This is a genomic window from Pseudarthrobacter sp. PS3-L1 (assembly GCF_030063285.1).
Classification (GTDB): domain Bacteria; phylum Actinomycetota; class Actinomycetes; order Actinomycetales; family Micrococcaceae; genus Arthrobacter.
In genome coordinates this window covers 326,479-348,273 of sequence record NZ_JASISU010000003.1, presented here as the reverse complement: position 1 = coordinate 348,273, position 21,795 = coordinate 326,479, and the positions used below count along the sequence as shown (strand labels likewise).

The window sequence follows — 21,795 nt, the reverse complement described above, 5'->3', positions numbered from 1 at the left end:
TGCCGTATCCACACTGCTAACACCGAAGGGTCACCTAAATGACCGCCACTTCCCTGACGAGTTCCCAGGGCGCCGGGCGTGCCGGGGATAAAATCTTCTCCGGAGCCGCGTTGGCCGCCGGGTGCCTCATCCTCGCCGTACTCTTCGGCGTCGCGCTCTTCCTGGTAGTCCAGGCCATCCCCGCTTTTGTCGCACCAGCTGAAGACATTCAGGGTGGCGAAGGATTCTTCTCCTACATCTGGCCGATTGTGATCGGTACGCTCATAGCTGCCGTGATTGCCCTCGTGATTGCTACCCCTGTGGCCATTGGTGTGGCACTCTTCATCTCGCACTTCGCGCCCCGCCAGCTCGCCTCCGGGCTGGGCTACGTGGTGGACCTGCTGGCGGCGATACCCTCCGTTGTCTACGGCGCCTGGGGTGCGGCAGTTCTCGCCAAAGAAATCACGCCGGTCTACAACTGGCTGGCGGACAACATGGGCTGGTTGCCCATTTTTGCAGGCCCGGCCTCAGCCACCGGCAAGACAATCCTTACCGCTGGAATCGTGCTGGCTGTAATGGTCCTGCCTATCATTACGTCCCTCACACGCGAAATTTTCCTCCAGACGCCAAAGCTCCACGAAGAAGCCGCGCTGGCGCTCGGAGCCACCCGCTGGGAAATGATCAAAATGACTGTCCTGCCGTTTGCCCGCCCAGGCATCATCAGCGCCGTCATGTTGGGGCTGGGTCGCGCGCTGGGCGAGACCATGGCTGTTGCCCTGGTCCTGTCCTCCGGCGCGCTGACTGCCAGCCTGATCCAGTCCGGAAACCAGACCATCGCTGCTGAGATTGCACTCAACTTCCCCGAAGCCAGTGGCCTCAAGGTCAGCACGCTCATCGCGGCCGGCCTGGTGCTCTTCGTCATCACACTGGCTGTCAACATGGTGGCCCGCTGGATTATCGGCCGGCACAAAGAATTCTCGGGAGCCAACTAAATGACCTCCACACTCACCCCGACCCGCAAGCGGTCCGCGCTGACCAAGGGCCAGTTGCCCAAGGCTGCCCCGTACATTGTCCTGGTTGTCGCCCTGATTCTGGGTGCTGCGATCTTGGCACTCATAGGTTTCAACGCCTTCGGCTGGGGCGTGGTGTCTGCTTTGCTGTTCACCGTGGGCCTGGTCAGTTGGAGCGGTGCTGTTGAAGGTAGTCGCAAGGCCAAGGACAAGTTGGTCACCTGCCTGGTCGTAGGCGCTTTCCTGGTTGCACTGCTGCCGCTTATTTCCGTGATCTGGACCGTGCTGGTCAACGGTATTCCCGGGATTGTGACCCCGGGGTTCCTCGGCAACTCCATGAACGGAGTCACCGGGGCTTTTGACAATAAGTCTGTAGAAGAGGGAACGCCCGTCCTGGGCGGAATTTACCATGCCCTTCTGGGGACCATCCAGATCACGCTCCTGGCTACAGTGATTTCGGTTCCCGTGGGACTGCTCACAGCCATCTACCTGGTGGAGTACGGCAACGATGGCCGGCTGGCCCGTGCCATAACCTTCTTCGTTGATGTCATGACCGGGATCCCTTCGATCGTGGCCGGCCTCTTCGCTGCTGCGTTCTTCTTCGCTGTGGTGGGGCCCGGCACCAAGACGGGGGCCGTGGCCGCCGTCGCCCTCTCGGTCCTGATGATCCCGGTGGTGGTGCGTTCCAGCGAGGAAATGCTGAAAATCGTGCCCAACGAACTGCGCGAGGCCGCCTACGCCCTGGGCGTGCGGAAGTGGCGGACCATCCTCAAGGTGGTCATTCCGACGGCGATTTCAGGTATCGCCTCCGGTGTCACGCTCGCAATTGCCCGCGTTATCGGTGAGACGGCCCCCATCCTCGTGACTGCGGGGTTCGCCACCAACATCAACAACAACGTCTTCGGCGGTTGGATGGCCTCCCTGCCAACATTCATTTACACGCAGATCCTTAATCCGACCTCACCGTCCAACCCGGATCCGTCAACCCAGCGAGCCTGGGGCGCCGCACTGGTCCTGATTATCCTGGTCATGATCCTGAACCTGGGCGCCCGCCTGATCGCCAAGCTTTTCGCACCCAAGATCAGCCGCTAGGCCCGCGTGCCGTGCGTTCAGCACGTGCGGCTGCCAGACTTGAACTCATACCTCTGAAGCAAATGAAGGAACACAATGTCCAAGCGCATCGACGTCAAAGACCTGAATGTTTACTACGGTGATTTCCTTGCCGTTGAAGACGTCAGCATCAGCATCGAGGCCAAGTCCGTGACTGCGTTCATCGGCCCGTCAGGGTGTGGCAAGTCCACTTTCCTGCGCACCATCAACCGCATGCACGAGGTCCTTCCAGGCGCTCGTGTTGAAGGTGAGGTCCTGCTGGACGGGGATAACCTGTACGGCCCTGGCGTTGATCCGGTGACCGTCCGCTCCCAAATCGGCATGGTGTTCCAGCGGCCCAACCCCTTTCCCACCATGTCCATCCGGGACAACGTCCTTGCTGGCGTCAAACTCAATAACCAGAAGATCTCCAAAGGCGAGGCTGACGCCCTTCTTGAGCGGTCACTGCGCGGCGCAAACCTCTGGAACGAGGTCAAGGATCGCCTGGGCAAGCCCGGGTCAGGTCTCTCCGGTGGCCAGCAGCAGCGCCTCTGTATTGCCCGTGCCATCGCTGTCGAGCCGCAGGTAATCCTGATGGATGAGCCGTGCTCGGCGTTGGATCCTATCTCCACGCTGGCTGTCGAAGACCTCATTAACGAGCTTAAAGATGAGTACACGGTGGTGATCGTGACGCACAACATGCAGCAGGCGGCCCGCGTCTCGGACCGAACAGCGTTCTTCAACATTGCGGGTACCGGCAAGCCGGGCAAGCTCATCGAATACGCCGAGACCAGCACCATCTTCAACAATCCGGCGCAGAAGTCGACAGAGGATTACGTGTCCGGTCGCTTCGGATAAACCACCCTGGAAGCTTTGCCAGCACGGCTGACAAAGCGCCAGGAACAGGGGGCCAGCTTCGTGGAAGCGGGCCCCCTGCGTTTTGACCCCTGAACGGTGCGTCATATGGACCCTTGAACGGCCTGTGGAGGGCCCCGAGAGAGCGCAACGGCGGCGGCCCGGGATTGGCCGCCTGCTGTTCAGGATTTCAGCAGTGGAGACAGCGCGAGTTGCAGGATGAAAGCCACGGTCGCTGTGGCGAGTGGAGTTGCCACCCAGTAGCCCAGGATCCGGATGACGAGGCGCCTGTTGGTCGTGGCGAAGTCCTGGTTCTCGCCTGCTCCGATGACTGCAGCTGTCACGGTGTGCGTGGTGGATACCGGCCAGTACAGACCGATTGCCCCGATAAAAAGAAGAACAGCGCTAAAAATCTGTGCCACAGAGCCCCGGAGCGGATCCACCCGGGTCAATCTGTGGCCGATGGTGTGGGAGATTCGCCACCCACCAAAAAGCGTTCCAAGGGTGAGTGTCCCGGCGGTGAGGATGATGACCCAGAGCGGCATGCCGCCGTCGTAATACCCTGCGGCAATCAACGCGATAAGCAGCACGGCGCTGATCCGTTGGCCGTCCTGCAGTCCATGGCCAAAGGCCACGGCACCTGCTGCGACGGATTGGCTGCGACGGAAATTCTTGTTTATCACGTTTGGTTGGGCGTAGCGGGCCATCCAGGTGACCGGGAAGACCAGCAGGTAGGCACCAACAAATGCCACCAGAGGTGAAATCAGGAGCGGCAAAACCACCTGGAACAGCAAGGACCGGTCTACCCCTGCTACAGCGTTGTTTCCCACCAGGACGCTGGCCAGCGCCGCACCTGCCAGTCCGCCCACCAGTGCGTGCGTCGATGAGGACGGGATGCCACGCCACCACGTCAGGACGCCCCAGATGCTGCCACTCGCCAAACCGGCGGCCAGGATACTCAACCCGTTGTCGCCCGGAGGCAGTGAAATCCACGTCCTGCTGACGGCGATCGCCAGCCACGAGCTGAGTAGCGCGCCGAGGCAGTTGAAGAAGGCGGCCATCAGGACCGCGATGCTGGGGGTCAGTGCCCGGGTCCGCACGGCGAGGGCCACAGCCGTGGAGACGTCACGGAATCCATTCAGAAACGAGAACACCGCAGCCAGGAGAACCACCACAGCGAAAAGCAGTATGCTCACGTCAAGATTCCTTGACGATAATGCTGCCCACCTGGGTTGCTACACGGCGCATGTCTCGGCTGACCTCAATCAGCTGGTTAGCCACCTCACGGTTGCGGGCAAACGGCGTCGGCTTCATGTCATTGAGCATGTCCGCTATCCAGACGCGGTGGGTCCGCTCTGCCCGTTTGGCGAGTCTGAGGACTTCAATCCAGTAGTCCTCAAGGTCATCGAGATTATCCAGGCGTCGCATGGCATCGACCGTGAGTTCCGCCTGCCTGCTGATGATCTCCAACTGGTCTGCAGCTCGCTTGGGAAGGCGCTCCAGCTTGTACAACGCCACCAAATCCGCTGCTGCGTCGAGCTTTTCGATCGCCTCGTTGAGGTAGCGGGATAGGGCGTACATGTCCTCGCGGGGCAGGGGATTCACAAAACTGGTGCGCATATGGGTCAGGAGAGCGAAGTGCAGATCGTTGGATTTCGCCTCAAGGCCGTGGATGGTGTCGACCAGCTTGATGTGCTCTGACGCTGGAACACCCAAGAGCTCAGCCATCGTCTGGCCGGCCAGCACAATCTGGTGGGCCATCTGGGAGAGCAGGATCAGCCCTGCAGGCTCTTGGGGGAAAAGGCGCAACTTCACGTGGTGTACCGGTCTCCGGAAGGTCAACTGGAATCTGGATGGGCTCGCCGTGACCTGGGTGGAGGCGCGGCTTGCTCACACTTTACCGGCACCGGGTGAATGGAACGGTGCGGGCCCTCCAGCGGACCAGCGGCAAAGGCAGGAGGGCATGAAAATGGTGCCGAACCGGAGACGCCTCTCGGCGGTAGGCCGCTCTAGGCGGCTGAGTGTTGAAGCCCGGGGGTTTCGCAGTTCGGCACCACGATCAGTTTTCTACTTTGCGCCCACCAAGTCAACATTGACAGATCGCCGCCAACGGTTTTTGGTGCGGTTCAGTCCAGTTCTCCAAGCCGCCACGCGTTGGCCGCGTGTTCAAGGTCCTCGGCCGTTTTCACCAGTTGATGGGAATTGCGGGTTAACCTGCTGGCATGCGCCTCGTTGCTGAACTCGGCGCCGTCGGCCACAGTTGCCTGGCCCAGGGCAACCACGCGGCAGAAAGCTGCAGAACGCTCCAGGGCGACGTCGAAATCTCCATTGAACGCCCCGGACAGGATCGCATCGGCCATGGCGGACATCTCTGCGGCGCCTGGCGGCTCTGCTGCACCTGCCACCACGTTGGAAACCTCAGCAGTGTCCCTGCCGGCCCGGAAATACACAGAAATCCGCTCCGGATCCTGCACAACCGCTGCCCTAAGGGCATACAACCGCCACAGGGCACCGGGAAGTGACCGCGCCGGGCTCTCAGCCCACATCTCCGCAATGGCCTCGAGGCCCTGCTCGTCGGTGAGTTTGACCAGGCGTTTGGTGATCTCCGGATCATCGCTGTCGCGGCCATGCCGGACTAGGGCCTGTGCTGCCAGATGCGCGGCCTCGGAGACCCTGGCCGGATCAGCACCACCTGCAAACGGCTCAAAGTCGATGGGCGCGAAAGGCTTGGGTTTGTGATGACGCTTGGAACTGCCCTGGGAACTGGATGGTACTTGCTCAGTCATAGAAGCAACGCTACTCCTGTGCCCAGTCCTGATCGACCCCGGCAGCGTGTCCGCAGCGTGAGCCCGGTTCTGAAGCTGGCCCTGCGGTGGGGTACAGTATTAAGGTCCAGAAATGGACTGGGCCGAAGCGTGATTTTACGCCCGGCTGGGGCCTTTAGCTCAGATGGTAGAGCATCGGACTTTTAATCCGTGGGTCGAGGGTTCGAGCCCCTCAGGGCCCACCCCAGAAACCCCCTGCCAGCACTGCTGGCAGGGGGTTTTCCTTATCCTGGCTCACGGCGTCTCAGCGCTTCTGCTGCCCATGTTCGGCCCTGAAAACAGCCACCAGTGCATTTGCGTGACCATGCCCCATGCCGTGTTCGGTCTTGAGCCAGTCCACCTGCTCCAAGTGTTTCTTGTCCGCGACCGCCTCCAGCGCAGTCATCCAATGCGCAGCCGGATGGCCGTATTTTTTCTCGATGGACGGGAAATATGATCGCGGTCCTGTCACGGCTTCACTCATGCACCCATCAGACACCGCGGCAGAGCGCAAGGGCAACAGGCACAATGGAATCATGACCATTCCCGGCAATGGGCGGCTGCCGCGCCTCGAAGATGTTGCTCTGCGCGCTGGCGTCTCACACCAGACTGTCTCCCGTGTGGTCAACAATCACCCCAACGTCAGTGCTGCCACCCGGACAAAAGTAGAGGCTGCCATCGCTGACCTCGGATACCGGCGCAACACGGCGGCCCGCTCGCTCGTGACCAGGCGTTCCCACACCATTGGTGTCCTTGGCAGTGAGCTCTCTCAGTACGGGCCGGCCAAGACTCTCCTTGGAGTGGAGCAGGCAGCACGCGACGCAGGCTACTTCGTCAGCATCGCCGCCCTGCGAACGGTGACTGACGCAGCCATTGCCGACGCACTCCAGCATTTCCAGGATCAGTCGGTGGACGGAATCGCTGTCCTGGTGCCGCATTCCCACACGCTGCAGGTACTGTCCGAATTCAATCCCGGGGTGCCGGTAGTTACGGTGGGCTCGGCCGGCAACACCACCGTCAGTTCCGCCGTCGTGGACCAGCAGCGCGGTGCCGCAGCCGCCGTCGACCATCTCATTGCCCAGGGTCACCAGGCGATCGCCCACGTGGCGGGCCCCGCGGACTGGATCGACAGTTCGGAACGCGCTGAGGGCTGGCGTTCTGCCCTGCTGGGCGCCGGTCTTGACGCTGACCTGCTCCTTGAAGGCGATTGGAGTGCCGAGTCTGGATTTGTCCTGGGCCCTGCCCTGCTGGCCTCAGGCGCCACGGCAATTTTTGTCGCCAACGACCAGATGGCCTTGGGGCTACTGCGCGCCTTTACGGAAGCCGGGGTCCGTGTGCCGGAGGATGTCTCGATTGTTGGCTTTGATGACCAACCGGAGTCAGGCTACTTCAGTCCGCCCCTGACCACTGTGCGCCAGGACTTCGAGGAACTCGGACGCCGCTGCGTCGATGCCATGCTCCGTGAGATCGAAGACGGCGCCGCAGTCAGCAGCAGCACCGTGATTCCGGAACTCATCATCAGAGCGAGCACAGCCGCTCCCAGGACTGCAGAGTCAGGCCTGCCTGACTAGCGAAAAATATTCTTTGCGGAAACTGCATCCAACGGTGATGCTTCGCCGGTAGTAGAGGTGTAAGCATCAACGCCCGTCAGCCGGGCCAACCAAGGAGAAGGACATGCGCAAGAGCATTTTCACAGCAGGCGCCGGTGCAGCCGCCATTGCCGCGGCAATTGTTTTCGCGGGCCCAGCCCAGGCAGCAGAGGGTGATGCCCAACTTTCGGTCCTGCACGGAGTTCCCGATCTGACGGTAGACGTCTGGGTCAACGGCGACCTCACCCTGGATGACTTCACCCCGGGCAGCCTTGCTGGCCCGCTGGCACTTCCTGCCGGCGCCTACGAGCTGGCCATCACGGCTGCAGATGCCGTGGATGCATCTGCCCCGGTCATTGGACCGGTCACCGTGGACCTGGCAGCAAACGGAAACTACACGGCTGTTGCCAACCTCGATGCCGAGGGCAATCCAACCGCAAACCTGTTCACCAACGACGTTTCCCAAATCGAGGCAGGCAAGGGCAAGCTCACGGTCCGACACACCGCCGCAGCACCGGCCGTCGATGTCCTGGCCGGCGGTTCGGCAGTGGTGTCCAACCTTTCCAACCCCAACGAGCAGACCCTTACCCTGGACCCGGGAACAATCTCGGCTGCCGTTGCCGCGACAGGCACCACAACACCAGTCATTGGGCCGGCCGATGTGACGGTTGCAGAGGGCACACACACCATTGTGTACGCCTGGGGCAGCCTGGCCGACTCAAACCTCAACCTGGCAGTACAGACCATTGAGGGGCTGCATTCCGCTCCGGGCTCGGTTCCCGGCGCCCTGAACGGTACGTCGAGTTCCGCACCGGCAGGCCCTTCGGTTCTCACCCTCGGCTTTGGTGCAGCAGCCATCGCACTCCTGGTAGGCGGCTTCAGCGTTGCACGCTCGGTTGCCACTCGGCGGGCCCAGCAGTAACGATTCAGGATCCACCAGCGGTGTGGGCCGCCCGGCGCCTTGCCTGGCGGCCCATGGCTGTGGTGGAAAAAGTGAGTGAGACACCTGACCTGTATCCGAAGGTCGGTCCAGGAAGGCCCCAACGCATGAAAAATCCCAGGATTCCGACAGAAAAGTCCCGGCGCTTAGCGGTACGCTCCACCCTTGCGATGACCTTAGCCTCAGCAGCTTTTCTTGCTGGTTGCGCGCCAGCTTCACCACAACTGCCTGCAGCGGCTCCCAGCGAGACGGCAGCACTGGCGCCAAGTGACCCGACGTCGGACCCCATTCCCCCTGCCGCTGCACCGACGGCTACGGTCCCACGTGATATTCCAGTCCGGCAGGCTACCGCGACATCCCCGGCAGCGGTCCCAACGCCCACGTCGCTGACCGTGGCCGGTACAACGATCGACATGTCCGTCGCTCCCGGTGGGGTCTCTTCGGACGGGGCAATGGAGATCCCCAACGCTTTTGACCGAGCAGCCTGGTATCGCTTCGGACCAGCTCCAGGAGCCGAGGCCGGGACCGCGGTCCTGGCCGGACACATTGACACAACGTCGGAGCAGGCGCCTTTGTCACAGCTGAAATCGTTGGCGCAGGGAACGCTCATCCAGGTGGGGCGGCAGGACGCGTCGACACTGAATTATCGGGTGGTCAGGGTGGAGTTGATGGCCAAAGACAAGTTTGATGGAGAGTCGCTCTTTCGTCGATCCGGTCCCCACGAACTCAAAGTCGTGACCTGCGGCGGCCAATGGTTGGACGAACGGATGGACTACAGCGACAATGTGATTGTCACAGCGGTTCTTGAGTGAACGGGGGACCCGGTGACGTTTCCAGCCGTCGATGCCGTGAAGGAGTCTGCCGTGGCCCCTCCGGAGAGATCATCCCAAGGCTGGGAAGATGAGCTGACGGACTCGTTTATGGCAGGCGACCATGCAGCCCTCGCGGCCGCCTACCGCGAATTTTCTCCCCTGGTGCACACGCTGGCGCTGCGTTCGCTGCAGGACCGCTCTGCTGCGGAAGACGCTACGCAGGAAGTCTTCATCAGGGCCTGGCGCTCGCGGGCCACCTTCAGGCCGCAGCTTGCGCGACTCCCGGCCTGGATCGTCGGCATTACCCGGAATGTCATTTCGGATATGCAATCCGCTTATGTCCGGGAGTCCAAAAAGGCTCTGGCCGCTGCCGGGGCCGGTGTGGGCAGCGAGTCCGGGGACTCGGAGGTTGCCGCGGATGTGCTGGCTGACCGGCTCCTTCTCGATGGTGAATTGGACAGGCTAGGCGAGCCGCAGGGGTCAATCCTGAAGCTGGCCTTCTACGATGACCTGACGCACGAACAGATTTCACGGAAACTTGATCTCCCCCTCGGGACGGTCAAAAGCCATATTCGCCGCAGCTTGACCCACCTGAGACGCCGATTGGAGGCAGACCTTGCAACATCTTGATTCGGAAGAGTTGAGCCTCCTTGCCCTCTTCGGCCTTGGCGAAGATTCCATGAGCAGCGACCACCTCTTGGCCTGTCCTGACTGCGCCGCAGAGTACGCAGCATTGCGACGTGCCGTCGATGCGGTGCGGCCAGCACAGGGTACTGGCGACCTAGAAGCTCCCCACCCGCAGGTTTGGGCCGGTATTCACAGTCGGCTGGAACTCCCTGACTCTCTGCGGGACGATCCCCTTGGTGTCGAAGCCAGTACCCCCGCGGATCCTGTGGCCCAGTCCGATCCGCTGCCGAAAGTACCCTCCGCGCGGGTGATCCCGCTGACAGCGTCATCACGTTGGCGGACTCCGGCGGCCTGGGTGGGCGCCGCTGCAGCGTCGATTCTGATCGCCGTAGGTGCAGTGTGGGCCTTCAACCCGGCGCCACAGCAACTTGCCAACACGGAACTTTCTCCCTTGGGGCAATTTTCCGCCACGGGCTCCGCCGAGGTGGTGGAAACACGTGACGGTATCCGCCATCTGCAGGTCAAACTCAGCGAGGACCAGGCCCAGGGGTACCAGGAAGTCTGGCTGATCGCCCCTGACCTGTCCCGGCTGGTCAGCTTGGGTGTCATGGACTCTGAGACGGGAACCTTTGATGTCCCCGCTGGCTTGGAGCTCTCGGAGTTCCCCATTGTTGATGTTTCCGATGAGCCCCTTGACGGAAATCCAACGCACTCCAGCAACAGCATTGCCAGGGGGACCCTGGCCTTCTGAGGGGGCGCGCCCAACCCGCAGGGTTGGACATGCTCAACCCCTGCAGCCAATCTTGGGCATGATCTGAGCTGCCCAGTGCTCAGGTCCAGGGATGGACATGCTCAGTCCGCAATATTGAGCATGTCCTTCTGGCGATTCTGAGCGTGGGCATATCGCGATAGCACTCAAGGCGTGCATGTCCGTCACATGCAGCCTCGGGTGGACATGTGCGTTTTTTGCCTTGGCCCTCGGATGGGCATGCTCGTCCGAGGTTGCGAACATTGGGCATCGCCTGCCATGTCCAATGTTCAGAGGCTGAGATGAGCATGTCCAGAGGGGGCGTTGACTTTCCCATATGTTAGCGCTCACAATTGGGTAGGCCGCGATGTGGCGGCATGGCACTGGAGGAATTCTTATGGACGTCACGGCGGAGACCACCCCTGACTCGGAAAAGTACGTGATCGGGGTTGACTACGGAACCTTGTCCGGGCGGGCCGTTGTTGTTCGGGTCAGCGACGGAAAAGAACTTGGCAATGGTGTCTATGAGTATCCGCACGCTGTCATCACGGAGGCCTTGCCCGCGGACCTTGCTGGCGATGACGCGCAGCGGTTACCTGGTGACTGGGCATTGCAGGTCCCCAACGACTACCGGGACGTGCTCCGGCACGCGGTTCCGGCGGCAGTCAATGACGCAGGAATCAACCCGGCGGATGTCGTCGGAATTGCCACCGACTTCACCGCCTGCACCATGGTCCCGGTTCAGGCCGACGGCACTCCCTTGAACGAGACGGCGGGGTTTGCCACCCGTCCGCACGCCTACGTCAAGCTTTGGCGACACCATGCTGCCCAGGGCCAAGCGGACCGGATCAACACGTTGGCAGCGGAGCGCGGCGAAGACTGGTTGCCACGCTATGGCGGGCTGATTTCCTCTGAGTGGGAATTCGCCAAGGGCCTGCAGCTGCTCGAAGAAGATCCGGACACTTACGCCGCGATGGACCACTGGGTCGAAGCGGCCGACTGGATTGTCTGGCAGCTCTGCGGACGGTACGTTCGCAACGCGTGTACTGCGGGCTACAAGGGCATCTATCAGGATGGGCGTTACCCGTCGGAGGATTTCCTGGCGGCCCTGAACCCTGGATTCAAAGACTTTGTTGCCACCAAGCTCGAGCACACGATTGGACGCCTCGGCGATGCTGCTGGCTCGCTTACGGCGGAGGCAGCTCGGTGGACCGGGCTCCCCGAAGGCATTGCAGTTGCCGTGGGCAATGTGGATGCCCACGTCACAGCGCCAGCTGCCCGCGCCGTGGAGCCAGGACAGCTGGTGGCCATCATGGGGACGTCGACCTGCCATGTCATGAACGGCGATGACCTGCGCGAGGTGCCGGGGATGTGCGGGGTAGTGGACGGCGGAATCGTGGACGGCCTCTGGGGCTACGAAGCGGGCCAGTCCGGCGTCGGGGATATCTTTGGCTGGTTCACGAAAAATGGCGTCCCGCCGGAGTGCCATCAGGCAGCGGAAGCCGCTGGGCTGGGTATCCACGAATATCTCACCGAGCTTGCGGCACACCAGGGGATTGGCGAGCATGGCCTGGTTGCCCTGGACTGGCATTCGGGCAACCGTTCGGTCCTGGTGGACCACGAGCTTTCCGGGATCATGGTGGGCCAGACCCTCGCCACCCGGCCTGAGGACACCTACCGGGCGCTGCTGGAAGCAACTGCCTTTGGCACCCGGACCATTGTGGATGCTTTCCGAGACTCAGGTGTTCCGGTCAAGGAATTCATTGTGGCCGGCGGCCTGGTCAAGAACCGCCTGCTGATGCAGATCTATGCGGACGTCACGGGCCTGCCGCTATCCACCATTGGCTCCACGCAGGGCCCCGCGCTTGGTTCCGCCATCCATGCGGCGGTCGCTGCGGGCGCCTACCGGGACATCCGGGCAGCGGCGCGGGCAATGGGCGCTGAACCGGGAGATGTCTACACTCCGATTGCCGAGAACGTGGCCGCCTATGAGCAGCTCTTTATGGAATACCGGACCTTGCATGACTACTTTGGCCGAGGCGATAACGAGGTCATGCACCGGCTTAAGGCGATCCAGCGCAATGCCCGTTCCGGCAGGAATGGGGATGGCGCCAGGGTGACCAGAAGCGCCGTGGCTGGTAGGGATGAGGAAAGGACGGACGACGCCGGCACGGTAGTTGGTGATCCCCGCACCGTTGCGGGTACCCCGGTCAGGGCATCCGCATGAGTGCGCTGACGGTGGCGGTTGCCGAGGCGCGGGAAACTGTCTGCGCCCTGCATGCCGAACTGACCCGCTACCAGCTGGTGGTGTGGACTGCCGGGAACGTCTCGGCACGGATTCCCGGGCACGAGCTTATGGTGATCAAACCCTCTGGCGTTGCCTACGATGACCTCACTCCCGAACTGATGGTGGTCACTGACCTGTTTGGCACTCCGGTAACTGGACTCGATGGTGAGTCGTGGGTCAACCCGGAGCTGTCGCCGTCGTCGGACACCGCGGCGCATGCTTACGTGTACCGTCACATGCCCGAGGTTGGCGGAGTGGTCCATACGCACTCGACGTACGCGACAGCCTGGGCTGCGCGCGGTGAGGCGATCCCGTGCGTGCTGACCATGATGAGTGATGAGTTTGGCGGGGATATTCCGTTGGGTCCCTTCGCGCTAATCGGCGATGACTCTATTGGCCAGGGCATTGTGGAGACCCTCCGGAACTCCAACTCCCCGGCCGTGCTCATGCAGAACCATGGCCCGTTCACCATCGGCAAAGACGCAAGGTCTGCGGTTAAGGCTGCGGTCATGTGCGAGGAAGTGGCACGGACTGTGCACATTTCCCGGCAGCTGGGCACGCCCCTCCCGATCGATACGGCCGATGTGGCAGCCCTGTATGACAGGTACCAGAACGTTTACGGCAACTAGCCTGGCACCGCCCAACAACCCCCAATTTCGCAGGAGAATTTCATGACCAACGCTGCAGCAACAACCCTAGATGGCTACGAAGTTTGGTTCCTCACCGGCAGCCAACACCTCTATGGTCCGGAAGTCCTGGCCCAGGTGGCAGAGCAGTCAATGAGCATCTCGGAGGCACTCAATGCTGCCCAGGACGTACCGGTAAAAATTGTGTGGAAGCCGGTCCTTACTGATTCTGACGCCATCCGCCGGATGGCCCTGGAAGCCAATGCCAACGACGCGGTTATTGGTGTTACCGCGTGGATGCATACATTCTCGCCCGCCAAGATGTGGATCCAGGGCCTGGACCTGCTTCGGAAGCCGCTTTTGCATCTGCACACGCAGGCCAATGTGGAACTGCCCTGGGCCGACATCGATTTCGATTTCATGAACCTCAACCAGGCAGCCCACGGAGACCGCGAGTTTGGGTACATCCAGACGCGCCTGGGCATTCCCCGGAAAACGGTGGTGGGCCACGTGTCCAATCCGGAGGTCACCCGGCAGGTGGGTTCCTGGCAGCGTGCCTCTGCCGGCTGGGCCGCGGTACGGTCCCTGAAACTCACCCGTTTCGGTGACAACATGCGCAACGTAGCTGTCACGGAGGGTGACAAGACTGAGGCGGAGATTAGATTTGGCGTCTCGGTGAACACCTGGGCCGTCAACGACCTTGCCGATGCCGTGCACGGCGCGGCCGAATCCGACGTTGATGCCCTGGTGGCTGAGTATGAGCGCCTCTATGAGGTAGCCCCGGAACTCGCGGCCGGTGGAGAACGGCACGAATCCCTGCGCTACAGTGCCCGGATCGAACTCGGGTTGCGTGCACTGCTTGAAGCCAACGGCTCCGCTGCATTCACCACTTCGTTCGAGGATCTGGGCTCCCTGCGCCAGTTGCCGGGCATGGCTGTCCAGCGGCTGATGGCCGACGGCTACGGTTTTGGCGCCGAGGGTGACTGGAAGACGGCGATCCTGGTGCGTGCTGCGAAGGTGATGGGCTCGGGGCTGCCCGGCGGCGCCTCGCTGATGGAGGACTACACCTATCACCTGGTTCCTGGCGAGGAAAAGATCCTAGGGGCGCACATGCTGGAGGTTTGCCCGTCGCTGACCGCCAAAAAGCCGCGAGTGGAGATCCACGCTCTGGGCATTGGCGGCAAGGAAGATCCGGTGCGGATGGTGTTCGACACCGATGCTGGCCCCGGGGTGGTGGTTGCCCTGTCTGACATGCGCGACAGGTTCCGCTTAGTAGCCAATGTGGTGGACGTAGTGGATTTGGATCACCCGCTGCCCAAGCTCCCGGTGGCCAGGGCGCTGTGGGAGCCCAAGCCCAACTTCGCAACATCGGCCGCAGCCTGGCTGACTGCTGGTGCCGCCCACCACACGGTCCTCAGTACCGCAGTGGGCCTGGATGTCTTTGAGGACTTTGCCGAGATTGCCGAGACGGAACTCCTGGCCATCGATGAGGACACGACACTGAAATCCTTCAAGAAGGAACTGGCCTGGAATGCTGCGTATTATCGATTGGCTGGGCGTATCTAGCGGCCTGCAACACCTCTGAAAAGACGGGCAGCGCACGACGACGCGTAGCGGCTGTGGGGGGCCGCCCGCCGTCGTTCATGTCGCCGAACTGGGGCGTGCCCATTTTTGGGGTGCCGCACGTCTGGCAGGCTGGGATGATGATGCGGCAGATGACAGCAGTGCAGTGGGGCCTCGTTGCCACCTGGCTGGGGCCTTATGTGGTGCTGCGGGATCATTCCTGGCCGCTGCAGGACACGACGGTGCTGGAGGTTCAGGCACTCGACGGCGAACGCCTGATCGTCAAGGCCAGCACCACAAGTCATCATATTGGACGTGAAATTGCCGCCCACCGCCGTGGCCTTGGCGCACCCCAAGGGCGGGTCCCTGCACTGGTGGGAGCCTCGGTTGACGCAGGCATCCTAGTGACCGGGTACCTGCCGGGAGAGTTGGTCCAGGACACTGCGGCCGAGACTGACCCGGCGACGTACCGGCAGGCCGGTGAGCTCCTGGCTGCCATTCATCAGCCCGCAGGCAGTTCGGCAGGCTATGCCAAGGCCACGGTGGCGCGGACTCTTGGTATGCTGCCACGCTCCCGGGGCCTGCTTTCTGCCGCCGAAGTGGCAGCCGTGCGTGCTGTCCTGGAGAATGCCGACGTAGGCCCCGTTCCGTTGGTGAGCACGCATGGCGACTTCCAGCCCCGAAACTGGCTTTCCGACGACGGGACGGTCCGGGTCATTGATTTTGGCCGGGCAGACTTCCGCCCCTGGGTCCACGACCTGGTTCGGGTCACGCATGGGCAGTTCCAGGGGCGGCCTGAGTTGAGGGACGCTTTTCTTGCGGGTTTGGAGCGTGCGCTTGAGCCAGTCGATCAGGGAATCTGGCAGCTCGAGAACCTCTTACAGGCGGTGGGCACAGTGGTCTGGGCACAGGGGATTGGCGACTATGACTTTGCTGCCCAGGGGGGTCGTTATGGTCCGCAGGATCCTGGACGGGGCCCCGTAGCTTCCGGTTTAGCCAGGCAATCTGGAATCCCCTTGACGGCGAGGCCAGCCTGCCATGACAATATTTCTATAACGTTGTAAACCAGAAAACGAGGATGTTTCATGGGCCCTGAATCGACCGCAGCAAAAATCACGATCGACCCGGCATATGTTGTGGGTCCCGTCCGTCGGAAGACCTTCGGCGCGTTTGTTGAGCACCTGGGGCGGTGCGTTTATACCGGAATTTTCGAACCAGAGCACCCGAATGCGGATGAGGACGGTTTCCGCACGGACGTGCTGGATCTGACGCGCGAGCTCGGAGTTTCCACGGTCCGCTACCCTGGCGGAAACTTCGTTTCCGGCTACCGCTGGGAAGATGGCGTGGGTCCTGTCAGTGAGCGGCCAACCCGTCTGGACCTGGCCTGGCACTCCACCGATCCCAACCTGGTAGGCGTCGACGAATTCGCCAAGTGGTCCCTCAAGGCCGGGGTGGAGCCCATGATGGCCGTGAACCTGGGCACCCGTGGCACACAGGAAGCGCTGGATCTGCTCGAATACTCCAATATCGAGGGCGGCACGGCACTTTCGGACCAGCGCAAGGCCAACGGAGCCTCGAAAGGGTACGGCATCACGATGTGGTGCCTGGGCAACGAGATGGACGGTCCGTGGCAGATTGGCCACAAGAACGCTTCCGAATATGGCCGTCTGGCAGCTGACACGGCCCGGGCAATGCGGATGGTCGAGCCAGACCTGGAGCTTGTGGTTTGCGGCAGTTCCTCGCCGGGCATGGACACCTTTGGTGAGTGGGAGCGCGTTGTCCTCACGGAAACATATGAGGTGGTGGACCTGATCTCTGCCCACCAGTACTTTGAGGATCACGGTGACCTGCAGGAGCACTTGTCCGCAGGGCACCGTATGGAGGTTTTCATCAAGGACACCGTGGCGCACATTGAGCATGTCCGGTCCGTTAAGAAGTCCACCAAACAGGTCAATATCTCTTTTGATGAGTGGAATGTCTGGCATGCCAGCCGCGATGAGTCAAAGGTCCCCACCGGCAGCGACTGGCCCGTGGCACCGGTGCTCCTGGAGGACAAGTACTCGGTGGCCGATGCAGTCGTGGTGGGGGATCTGCTGATCACCCTGCTGCGCAACACGGACCGCGTCCATTCCGCCAGCCTGGCGCAGTTGGTCAACGTCATTGCGCCCATTATGACCGAGCCCGGTGGCCGGGCCTGGAAGCAGACCACCTTCCATCCATTTGCCCTGACCTCAGCAAACGCCAGCGGAACTGTCCTGCAGCTGGCTGTTGAATCGCCGCTGCTCACGTCCGCAAAGACTGTCGATTTTGCAGCGTTGTCCGCGGTGGCAACGTTCGATTCCGAGAAGGGCGAGGCGGTGGTGTTCGCGGTGAACCGTTCCTCGGACCAGCCGCTGGCACTTGAGGTCGCCGTGGGTAGCCTGGGTGCTGTGAAAGTCGTTGATGCCATCACGTTTTCCAACAAGGATCCCTACTGGCATGCCACAGCTGATGACGACACCTCCGTGGCGCCCTCCGGCAACGGCAGCGTGAAGGTCGACGGCGGAACACTCACTGCTGATCTGCCCGCCGTTTCCTGGTCCATGATCAGGCTGTCCGTCGCCTGACGTTCCGCTGAAAGAGCGAGAGCTCGATAAAAAGGGCGGGAAACCCCTGGCGAGATCTGGGGCGCCCTGCTCTTTTGGCGTCAAACAGATGGGCGAGCCGGCGGCGTCAGGTCCGGGTGCCGGTGACCGAGTCGCATCCACCTGTGGTGAGCGTAGCCCGGCATGCCGTGAAGAACATCCACCATGCGTTGGTCCCGCGACGGTGAATCAGCGCAGGGTCTGCTGTGCCGTCAAATACCGGGCAGCGAAACAACGGCGCAGTGAGCTGTGCCATGAAGATTCCTTGGGTTGCGGCTCTTGAATACTATAACGTTGTAAAGTTGCTGGGAAAGGGTGAAGGGCACATCATCTGCAACTATGGATCCAGACGTGCCGAAGGCGCTGTCCAAGGAACCGCCCGGCATCGAACTTAAGGACCACCAGTGGCTGTCACCATGAATGATGTTGCACGGGCTGCGGGCGTCTCACTCAAAACCGTCTCCAACGTCCTGAACGACTACGAATACATCAGGGAATCCACACGCCAACGGGTGCAGGCCGCCATTGCAGAACTGGGCTACGAGGCCAACCTGACGGCGCGCAGCCTGCGCTCAGGGAAGACCAAGATGATTGGGCTTGTCCTCTCCGACCTCTCATCCCCCTACTATGCCGAGTTGGCGTCACGGCTCATGAGCGTGGCAGCGGAATCTGGCTACCGGGTCCTGGTGGAGCAGTCCAATGCGGATCCTGCTGTGGAACTCGCCGCCCTGCGGGGCCCCTTCCGCCAACTGACGGACGGGCTCCTCTTCACGCCGCTGTCCATGGATGTCGAGGAAGTGGAATCCCACCGGGGCGCAAAGCCCCTGGTGTTGTTGGGTGAGCACATCCTGGACCCTCGGCTGGATGTGGTGACCATGCAGAACGAGGTTGCCGCCGCGGCTGTGACATCGCACCTGCTGGAATCTGGGCGACGACGTGTGGCCGTGGTGGGAGCCGGTATTGATGACACCACGGGCAGCCCGGGACTCCGCATGAACGGCTACCGGGCGGCGCTTGCCGATGCCGGCGTCCCGTTTGACCCAGATCTTGTGGTGCCCGGGGACTGGCGCCGGGACGGCGGGGCCGATGCTGTGGCCGCCCTTCTGGAGCGAGGAACGCAGTTTGATGCTGTGTTTGGACTCAACGACGTGTTGGCGCTGGGCGCAATGCACGAACTCCTGGTCCGCGGTGTAAAAGTACCAGGTGATGTCGCAGTGGTGGGTTTTGACGACATTGACGAGGCGAGCTTCTCGTCGCCGTCGCTGACTACTGTTTCCCCTGGGATGGATGAGATTGTCAGGCGTTCCCTGGCCTTGCTGCTGGATCGGATTGAAGGCCGGGAGAAGACTGCGGGCGGCGTGCATGTGGAATCCGACTTTGCCCTGAAAATCAGGGAATCGGCACCCTGACAGGGAGCCGATTACCGGCTCGCTGTCAGGGTTTCGCCTGCACCTTTGACGGATGGCGACCGCAGGGTGTTCCTTCGAGATGTGCCGTTCCTACCGCCGTGCCATGATGCTGGCGAGTAGGTAGGAGCGTGAGTTTCCATTGTCGATGTTCTTGTCAGGCAGGTCCCGTGCCCGCTCCAGGGCGGTATCCCTATCCGCCATGCCCAGGAACATGAGGTTGTAGTCGATCAGCGGCAGGTCTGTTTTTCCTGCGGGAGCTGACTGGTCCACCAGGGCGATGATTTTTTCCGGTGGCCCCATCAGGTAGTCCATGGTGGGGCCAAAAGGGATGAGCTGAATTCCTAGGATGGCGGCAGGGGAAGGATCGAAGAAGGTTGCAAAGTCCCTTTTCCCACCCCAGACCATGCCGACCAAAGGGGCGTCGAAGTCGGGGAAGGCTTCGGGGTAGACCCAATAGTCCAAGGCCGTCTGGCTCTCCAGGCTGAGCATCCAGGTTGCCTCAGTGGCCAGGGATTGATTGGTTGAGGCCTGTGCCCAGAGACTCAAGCCAGCCCAGGCATTAACAGCCTCGGAGGAGGACTCCTGATTGTTGCCATCTGCGAATGGCGAGGTTCCGGAAGCCCAGGAATGTCCAGCGTAGTCATCGAAGGCACGACGTTGCGGAAAGGCATCAGTGCTCTCCGGGGACGCGATGTCCATGGCCAGAAGGTCCGTCATGGTTCGGTAACGCTCAACCAGGGCACTGTCCGCCAACGCCATCGCTCCCACCGCGTAGAGGAAGTAGCCGTAGTGAAAATGGTGGTCGTTGAATTCGTCAGAACCATAGGCTGGTGCTTGGCCGACGACGCCGCCAAGGGATGTGTCATAGGTGAAGCACTTGGTGGCGTCTCCACTGCACCCTGTTGGACTGAGCCAGCGGTCCAACTCTGCGAGGATCAGGTCTTTGAGGTCCGAAGCCTGGGCGCTTAGCTGGAGTTGCTCGGCTAGAAGGTAGATATTGACGGCACGGTAGAGGGCCTTGCCGCCATAGTAGGAATCCGGTGCCAGGAACTGGACCTCGGAGGCTTCCCTGATGACGTGCCCTGCCAGTTCCTCCCGTTCCGCTGGGGTGAGTCCGGTCAGGTCAAGCTCAGAGCGGGCCGCGCGTTCGGCCACGTCGAAACTGAAGATCATCCCGGTGTGAAGGGAGAGCTGGCCGTTGATTGATGCGTAGCTTCCCTTGAGGGTTTCGCCGTCGGCAACGCTTTGGTGCGGCATGGCGGCGAAAACCGTAGGCCGATCAGCGGTGTCCAAAGCGTAGGTCGTTGAGACGGTTCCCTCAGTTACGTCATAGGTGGTGGTGGTCCCCCTCAGTGGCACGGCTCCCTGGCGCATCGCGTCAAGGGTGGCCGCGTCGGCGTCCTGTGGTTCCGCATAGAGTGTCAGCACAGATCCTGCGCCCAGTGCTGCGCGTGTGCCAGCGCTGTCCGAGCTGATGTTCTCGCCGACCAGATGATATGACGTCTCAGCCACCACGGCTGTATGGTCGGTATCCGTTCCCTCGAAGGAGACAGGAACGCTGACGTCCTGCTGCTCTAGTGCCTGGTATGAGAGATAGGGCCAGCCCTGGGCAGCGGTAAGGCGGCCAATTTCCTGGGAGCCTTTGAAATAGGAAAAGGTGGCGCTGAGTGAGTCGAGCCGTGACAGTTCAAAGTGATCGGCCGAAAGGCCCAGCATGAGGTCTGGGGTGTAGGAGCCGAAGATCGTTTTTGGTGTCGGGTGTGGAGCCGGCAGCCCAACGCCAAAGCCGTTGTCGCTGGGCTGAAAAGCCAGCACGCCGGAGAAAACAGGTTGCGGAACATCGTTGAAGATTGCGCCGGAGATCCAGGAATTTGTTGGTGGCTGGATTCCCTGGGCCGTCCGGATTGGCTTGGTGTAGGGCCCGGCTGCCTGGGGCAGCTCCCCCGCCAGTGCGGACGTGGCCGCGGCCCAGGAATTTACTGCCGCGATGTCAGGTGCTGGTGGTTGCGTTTCTGGCGTGCAACCAGACCCAGCCAGTGCAACAGCGATGCACACGGCAAGAACGCGCAGCCGCCTCTCGCGGGTTGTCGCGCGGCTCATGAGCTTGTGCCTGACGGAGTAGCCAGTTTGGTGAGTTGGCGGGCGAGCCAGGAACCGAAATTTTCGTCATCTTTCAGCTTCAGTTCCGCTGTGACAGGAGCTCCGGTGGAGAAATAGCTTTTCTCCGCCAACGACCGGCTCTTCGCCAGGACGAGGGTCTGGGCTGTATTGGCGCCATTGGAGGTGACCTGGATGTCGAACACCTCGGCATCTACCGACGAGTTGTCAGGCATTCCTACCGTCAGGACCGAGCCTACGGCCACCTTCGAATAGTCCCGTGGGGTCAGATCGAATGTCGCCTCTACGATCAGCGTGCTGTCGAGGTCGATCTGGGCCATTGCAGAATTTGCCGGTACGAAGGATCCTTCTGCGACGCCTAGATCACTGACGACGCCGTCGTTGGTGGCTGTAAAAACCATGACGTCGTCGCCAATAATGCTGTAGCCGACGCCTGTGGCGTTGAACCGGGAGGTGGCCAGCGCCTGCTGAAGGGTGGCGCTTTGCAGGCGGAAAAGTTCCTGGCCTTTTTTGATGCTGTCACCGCGGGAGACGCTGAGGTGTTGGACCGCCCCGCCGAACGGGGTGCCGATGCTGTAGCTCTCAGACCGCAGGACGGCCTTGTTGGATGAAAGGTGATGGGAACGGTCGTTCGCGTAGACGAGTCCGGCTCCGCTGACGGTGAGGATGAGGACAAGGGCAGCGAGCATTGTGAGAACTTTGCGGATAAGCATGG

General features: G+C 61.7%; 22 protein-coding genes and 1 tRNA gene. 15 read left to right on the top strand and 8 right to left on the bottom strand.

The window, feature by feature from the left end:
* The first annotated feature begins 38 nt into the window (after positions 1-38).
* From pstC to pstB, 3 genes are all read left to right on the top strand, one after another.
* Complete coding sequence (gene pstC / locus QMG79_RS09490) at positions 39-971, top strand: phosphate ABC transporter permease subunit PstC (RefSeq protein ID WP_283538342.1); 933 nt, start codon at positions 39-41, stop codon at positions 969-971.
* Positions 972-2,081 (top strand): phosphate ABC transporter permease PstA, encoded by a 1,110-nt coding sequence (pstA, locus tag QMG79_RS09485; RefSeq protein ID WP_283538341.1) that lies wholly within the window; start codon positions 972-974, stop codon positions 2,079-2,081.
* A gap of 75 nt (positions 2,082-2,156) precedes the next feature.
* Positions 2,157-2,936, top strand: coding sequence for a phosphate ABC transporter ATP-binding protein PstB (gene pstB / locus QMG79_RS09480; RefSeq protein WP_283538340.1), 780 nt, complete (start codon positions 2,157-2,159; stop codon positions 2,934-2,936).
* A 179-nt stretch (positions 2,937-3,115) separates the two neighbouring features.
* Here pstB and QMG79_RS09475 read toward each other — a convergent pair whose 3' ends face one another.
* From QMG79_RS09475 to QMG79_RS09465, 3 genes are all read right to left on the bottom strand, one after another.
* On the bottom strand, positions 3,116-4,129 hold the full coding sequence (locus tag QMG79_RS09475; protein ID WP_283538339.1) for an inorganic phosphate transporter: 1,014 nt from the start codon (positions 4,127-4,129) through the stop codon (positions 3,116-3,118).
* Between the two features lies 1 nt (position 4,130).
* The gene (locus QMG79_RS09470; protein ID WP_283538338.1) at positions 4,131-4,748 is read right to left on the bottom strand and encodes a DUF47 domain-containing protein; all 618 of its coding nucleotides are present in this window, start codon (positions 4,746-4,748) and stop codon (positions 4,131-4,133) included.
* Positions 4,749-5,059: 311 nt separating this feature from the next.
* Positions 5,060-5,719 (bottom strand): hypothetical protein, encoded by a 660-nt coding sequence (locus tag QMG79_RS09465; RefSeq protein WP_283538337.1) that lies wholly within the window; start codon positions 5,717-5,719, stop codon positions 5,060-5,062.
* A 148-nt stretch (positions 5,720-5,867) separates the two neighbouring features.
* Between QMG79_RS09465 and QMG79_RS09460 the strand changes: the two genes are divergently transcribed.
* Positions 5,868-5,940, top strand: a tRNA-Lys gene (locus QMG79_RS09460).
* 62 nt (positions 5,941-6,002) lie between these two features.
* Here QMG79_RS09460 and QMG79_RS09455 read toward each other — a convergent pair.
* Positions 6,003-6,221 carry a DUF4287 domain-containing protein gene (locus tag QMG79_RS09455; RefSeq protein ID WP_283538336.1) on the bottom strand — a complete coding sequence of 73 codons (219 nt, stop codon included), beginning with the start codon at positions 6,219-6,221 and terminating at the stop codon, positions 6,003-6,005.
* A 52-nt stretch (positions 6,222-6,273) separates the two neighbouring features.
* Here QMG79_RS09455 and QMG79_RS09450 point away from each other — a divergent pair, with 52 nt between their 5' ends.
* Both QMG79_RS09450 and QMG79_RS09445 read left to right on the top strand, forming a co-directional pair.
* The gene (locus QMG79_RS09450) at positions 6,274-7,308 is read left to right on the top strand and encodes a LacI family DNA-binding transcriptional regulator (RefSeq protein ID WP_283538704.1); all 1,035 of its coding nucleotides are present in this window, start codon (positions 6,274-6,276) and stop codon (positions 7,306-7,308) included.
* Positions 7,309-7,411: 103 nt separating this feature from the next.
* Positions 7,412-8,248 (top strand): DUF4397 domain-containing protein, encoded by an 837-nt coding sequence (locus QMG79_RS09445; RefSeq protein ID WP_283538335.1) that lies wholly within the window; start codon positions 7,412-7,414, stop codon positions 8,246-8,248.
* 4 nt (positions 8,249-8,252) lie between these two features.
* Here QMG79_RS09445 and QMG79_RS09440 read toward each other — a convergent pair whose 3' ends face one another.
* Positions 8,253-8,681 carry a hypothetical protein gene (locus tag QMG79_RS09440; protein WP_283538334.1) on the bottom strand — a complete coding sequence of 143 codons (429 nt, stop codon included), beginning with the start codon at positions 8,679-8,681 and terminating at the stop codon, positions 8,253-8,255.
* Between QMG79_RS09440 and QMG79_RS09435 the strand changes: the two genes are divergently transcribed.
* The 8 genes from QMG79_RS09435 to arfA all read left to right on the top strand — a co-directional run bounded on the left by QMG79_RS09435 (position 8,680) and on the right by arfA (position 17,535).
* Complete coding sequence (locus tag QMG79_RS09435; RefSeq protein WP_283538333.1) at positions 8,680-9,078, top strand: class F sortase; 399 nt, start codon at positions 8,680-8,682, stop codon at positions 9,076-9,078. The genes QMG79_RS09440 and QMG79_RS09435 overlap by 2 nt on opposite strands.
* A 108-nt stretch (positions 9,079-9,186) precedes the next feature.
* Complete coding sequence (locus QMG79_RS09430; RefSeq protein WP_502934732.1) at positions 9,187-9,708, top strand: RNA polymerase sigma factor; 522 nt, start codon at positions 9,187-9,189, stop codon at positions 9,706-9,708.
* Positions 9,695-10,456, top strand: coding sequence for an anti-sigma factor (locus QMG79_RS09425; RefSeq protein ID WP_283538332.1), 762 nt, complete (start codon positions 9,695-9,697; stop codon positions 10,454-10,456). The genes QMG79_RS09430 and QMG79_RS09425 overlap by 14 nt, the downstream gene beginning before the upstream one ends.
* Positions 10,457-10,850: 394 nt before the next feature.
* On the top strand, positions 10,851-12,680 hold the full coding sequence (gene araB / locus QMG79_RS09420) for a ribulokinase (RefSeq protein ID WP_283538331.1): 1,830 nt from the start codon (positions 10,851-10,853) through the stop codon (positions 12,678-12,680).
* Positions 12,677-13,369, top strand: a complete 693-nt coding sequence (locus QMG79_RS09415; RefSeq protein WP_283538330.1) for an L-ribulose-5-phosphate 4-epimerase — start codon at positions 12,677-12,679, stop codon at positions 13,367-13,369. Before araB ends, QMG79_RS09415 begins: the two co-directional genes overlap by 4 nt.
* A 42-nt stretch (positions 13,370-13,411) precedes the next feature.
* Entirely contained in the window at positions 13,412-14,932 is a 1,521-nt protein-coding gene (gene araA, locus QMG79_RS09410) for an L-arabinose isomerase (protein WP_283538329.1), read from the top strand.
* A gap of 149 nt (positions 14,933-15,081) precedes the next feature.
* Positions 15,082-15,993 (top strand): phosphotransferase family protein, encoded by a 912-nt coding sequence (locus QMG79_RS09405; protein WP_283538328.1) that lies wholly within the window; start codon positions 15,082-15,084, stop codon positions 15,991-15,993.
* A gap of 21 nt (positions 15,994-16,014) precedes the next feature.
* Complete coding sequence (gene arfA / locus QMG79_RS09400) at positions 16,015-17,535, top strand: arabinosylfuranosidase ArfA (protein ID WP_283538327.1); 1,521 nt, start codon at positions 16,015-16,017, stop codon at positions 17,533-17,535.
* 106 nt (positions 17,536-17,641) lie between these two features.
* On the opposite strand, the gene QMG79_RS09395 is transcribed toward arfA, so the two are convergent.
* Entirely contained in the window at positions 17,642-17,809 is a 168-nt protein-coding gene (locus tag QMG79_RS09395) for a hypothetical protein (RefSeq protein WP_283538326.1), read from the bottom strand.
* Positions 17,810-17,957: 148 nt separating this feature from the next.
* Between QMG79_RS09395 and QMG79_RS09390 the strand changes: the two genes are divergently transcribed.
* Positions 17,958-18,962, top strand: a complete 1,005-nt coding sequence (locus QMG79_RS09390) for a LacI family DNA-binding transcriptional regulator (RefSeq protein WP_283538325.1) — start codon at positions 17,958-17,960, stop codon at positions 18,960-18,962.
* Between the two features lie 90 nt (positions 18,963-19,052).
* Here the strand turns inward: QMG79_RS09390 and QMG79_RS09385 are convergent, their stop codons facing one another.
* Both QMG79_RS09385 and QMG79_RS09380 read right to left on the bottom strand, forming a co-directional pair.
* The gene (locus tag QMG79_RS09385) at positions 19,053-21,062 is read right to left on the bottom strand and encodes a glycosyl hydrolase (RefSeq protein ID WP_283538324.1); all 2,010 of its coding nucleotides are present in this window, start codon (positions 21,060-21,062) and stop codon (positions 19,053-19,055) included.
* On the bottom strand, positions 21,059-21,793 hold the full coding sequence (locus tag QMG79_RS09380; RefSeq protein WP_283538323.1) for an HlyD family efflux transporter periplasmic adaptor subunit: 735 nt from the start codon (positions 21,791-21,793) through the stop codon (positions 21,059-21,061). Before QMG79_RS09380 ends, QMG79_RS09385 begins: the two co-directional genes overlap by 4 nt.
* Between the last annotated feature and the right edge of the window lie 2 nt (positions 21,794-21,795).

Coding starts and splice junctions, on each gene's coding strand:
- QMG79_RS09395 (WP_283538326.1), bottom strand. CDS start 17,809: ATGGCACAGCTCACTGCGCCGTTGTTTCGCTGCCCGGTATTTGACGGC.
- QMG79_RS09445 (WP_283538335.1), top strand. CDS start 7,412: ATGCGCAAGAGCATTTTCACAGCAGGCGCCGGTGCAGCCGCCATTGCC.
- QMG79_RS09380 (WP_283538323.1), bottom strand. CDS start 21,793: ATGCTTATCCGCAAAGTTCTCACAATGCTCGCTGCCCTTGTCCTCATC.
- QMG79_RS09455 (WP_283538336.1), bottom strand. CDS start 6,221: ATGAGTGAAGCCGTGACAGGACCGCGATCATATTTCCCGTCCATCGAG.
- QMG79_RS09440 (WP_283538334.1), bottom strand. CDS start 8,681: ATGTCGATCGTTGTACCGGCCACGGTCAGCGACGTGGGCGTTGGGACC.
- pstA (WP_283538341.1), top strand. CDS start 972: ATGACCTCCACACTCACCCCGACCCGCAAGCGGTCCGCGCTGACCAAG.
- pstB (WP_283538340.1), top strand. CDS start 2,157: ATGTCCAAGCGCATCGACGTCAAAGACCTGAATGTTTACTACGGTGAT.
- araA (WP_283538329.1), top strand. CDS start 13,412: ATGACCAACGCTGCAGCAACAACCCTAGATGGCTACGAAGTTTGGTTC.
- arfA (WP_283538327.1), top strand. CDS start 16,015: ATGGGCCCTGAATCGACCGCAGCAAAAATCACGATCGACCCGGCATAT.
- QMG79_RS09385 (WP_283538324.1), bottom strand. CDS start 21,062: ATGAGCCGCGCGACAACCCGCGAGAGGCGGCTGCGCGTTCTTGCCGTG.
- QMG79_RS09430 (WP_502934732.1), top strand. CDS start 9,187: ATGGCAGGCGACCATGCAGCCCTCGCGGCCGCCTACCGCGAATTTTCT.
- QMG79_RS09435 (WP_283538333.1), top strand. CDS start 8,680: ATGTCCGTCGCTCCCGGTGGGGTCTCTTCGGACGGGGCAATGGAGATC.
- araB (WP_283538331.1), top strand. CDS start 10,851: ATGGACGTCACGGCGGAGACCACCCCTGACTCGGAAAAGTACGTGATC.
- pstC (WP_283538342.1), top strand. CDS start 39: ATGACCGCCACTTCCCTGACGAGTTCCCAGGGCGCCGGGCGTGCCGGG.
- QMG79_RS09465 (WP_283538337.1), bottom strand. CDS start 5,719: ATGACTGAGCAAGTACCATCCAGTTCCCAGGGCAGTTCCAAGCGTCAT.
- QMG79_RS09405 (WP_283538328.1), top strand. CDS start 15,082: ATGACAGCAGTGCAGTGGGGCCTCGTTGCCACCTGGCTGGGGCCTTAT.
- QMG79_RS09450 (WP_283538704.1), top strand. CDS start 6,274: ATGACCATTCCCGGCAATGGGCGGCTGCCGCGCCTCGAAGATGTTGCT.
- QMG79_RS09415 (WP_283538330.1), top strand. CDS start 12,677: ATGAGTGCGCTGACGGTGGCGGTTGCCGAGGCGCGGGAAACTGTCTGC.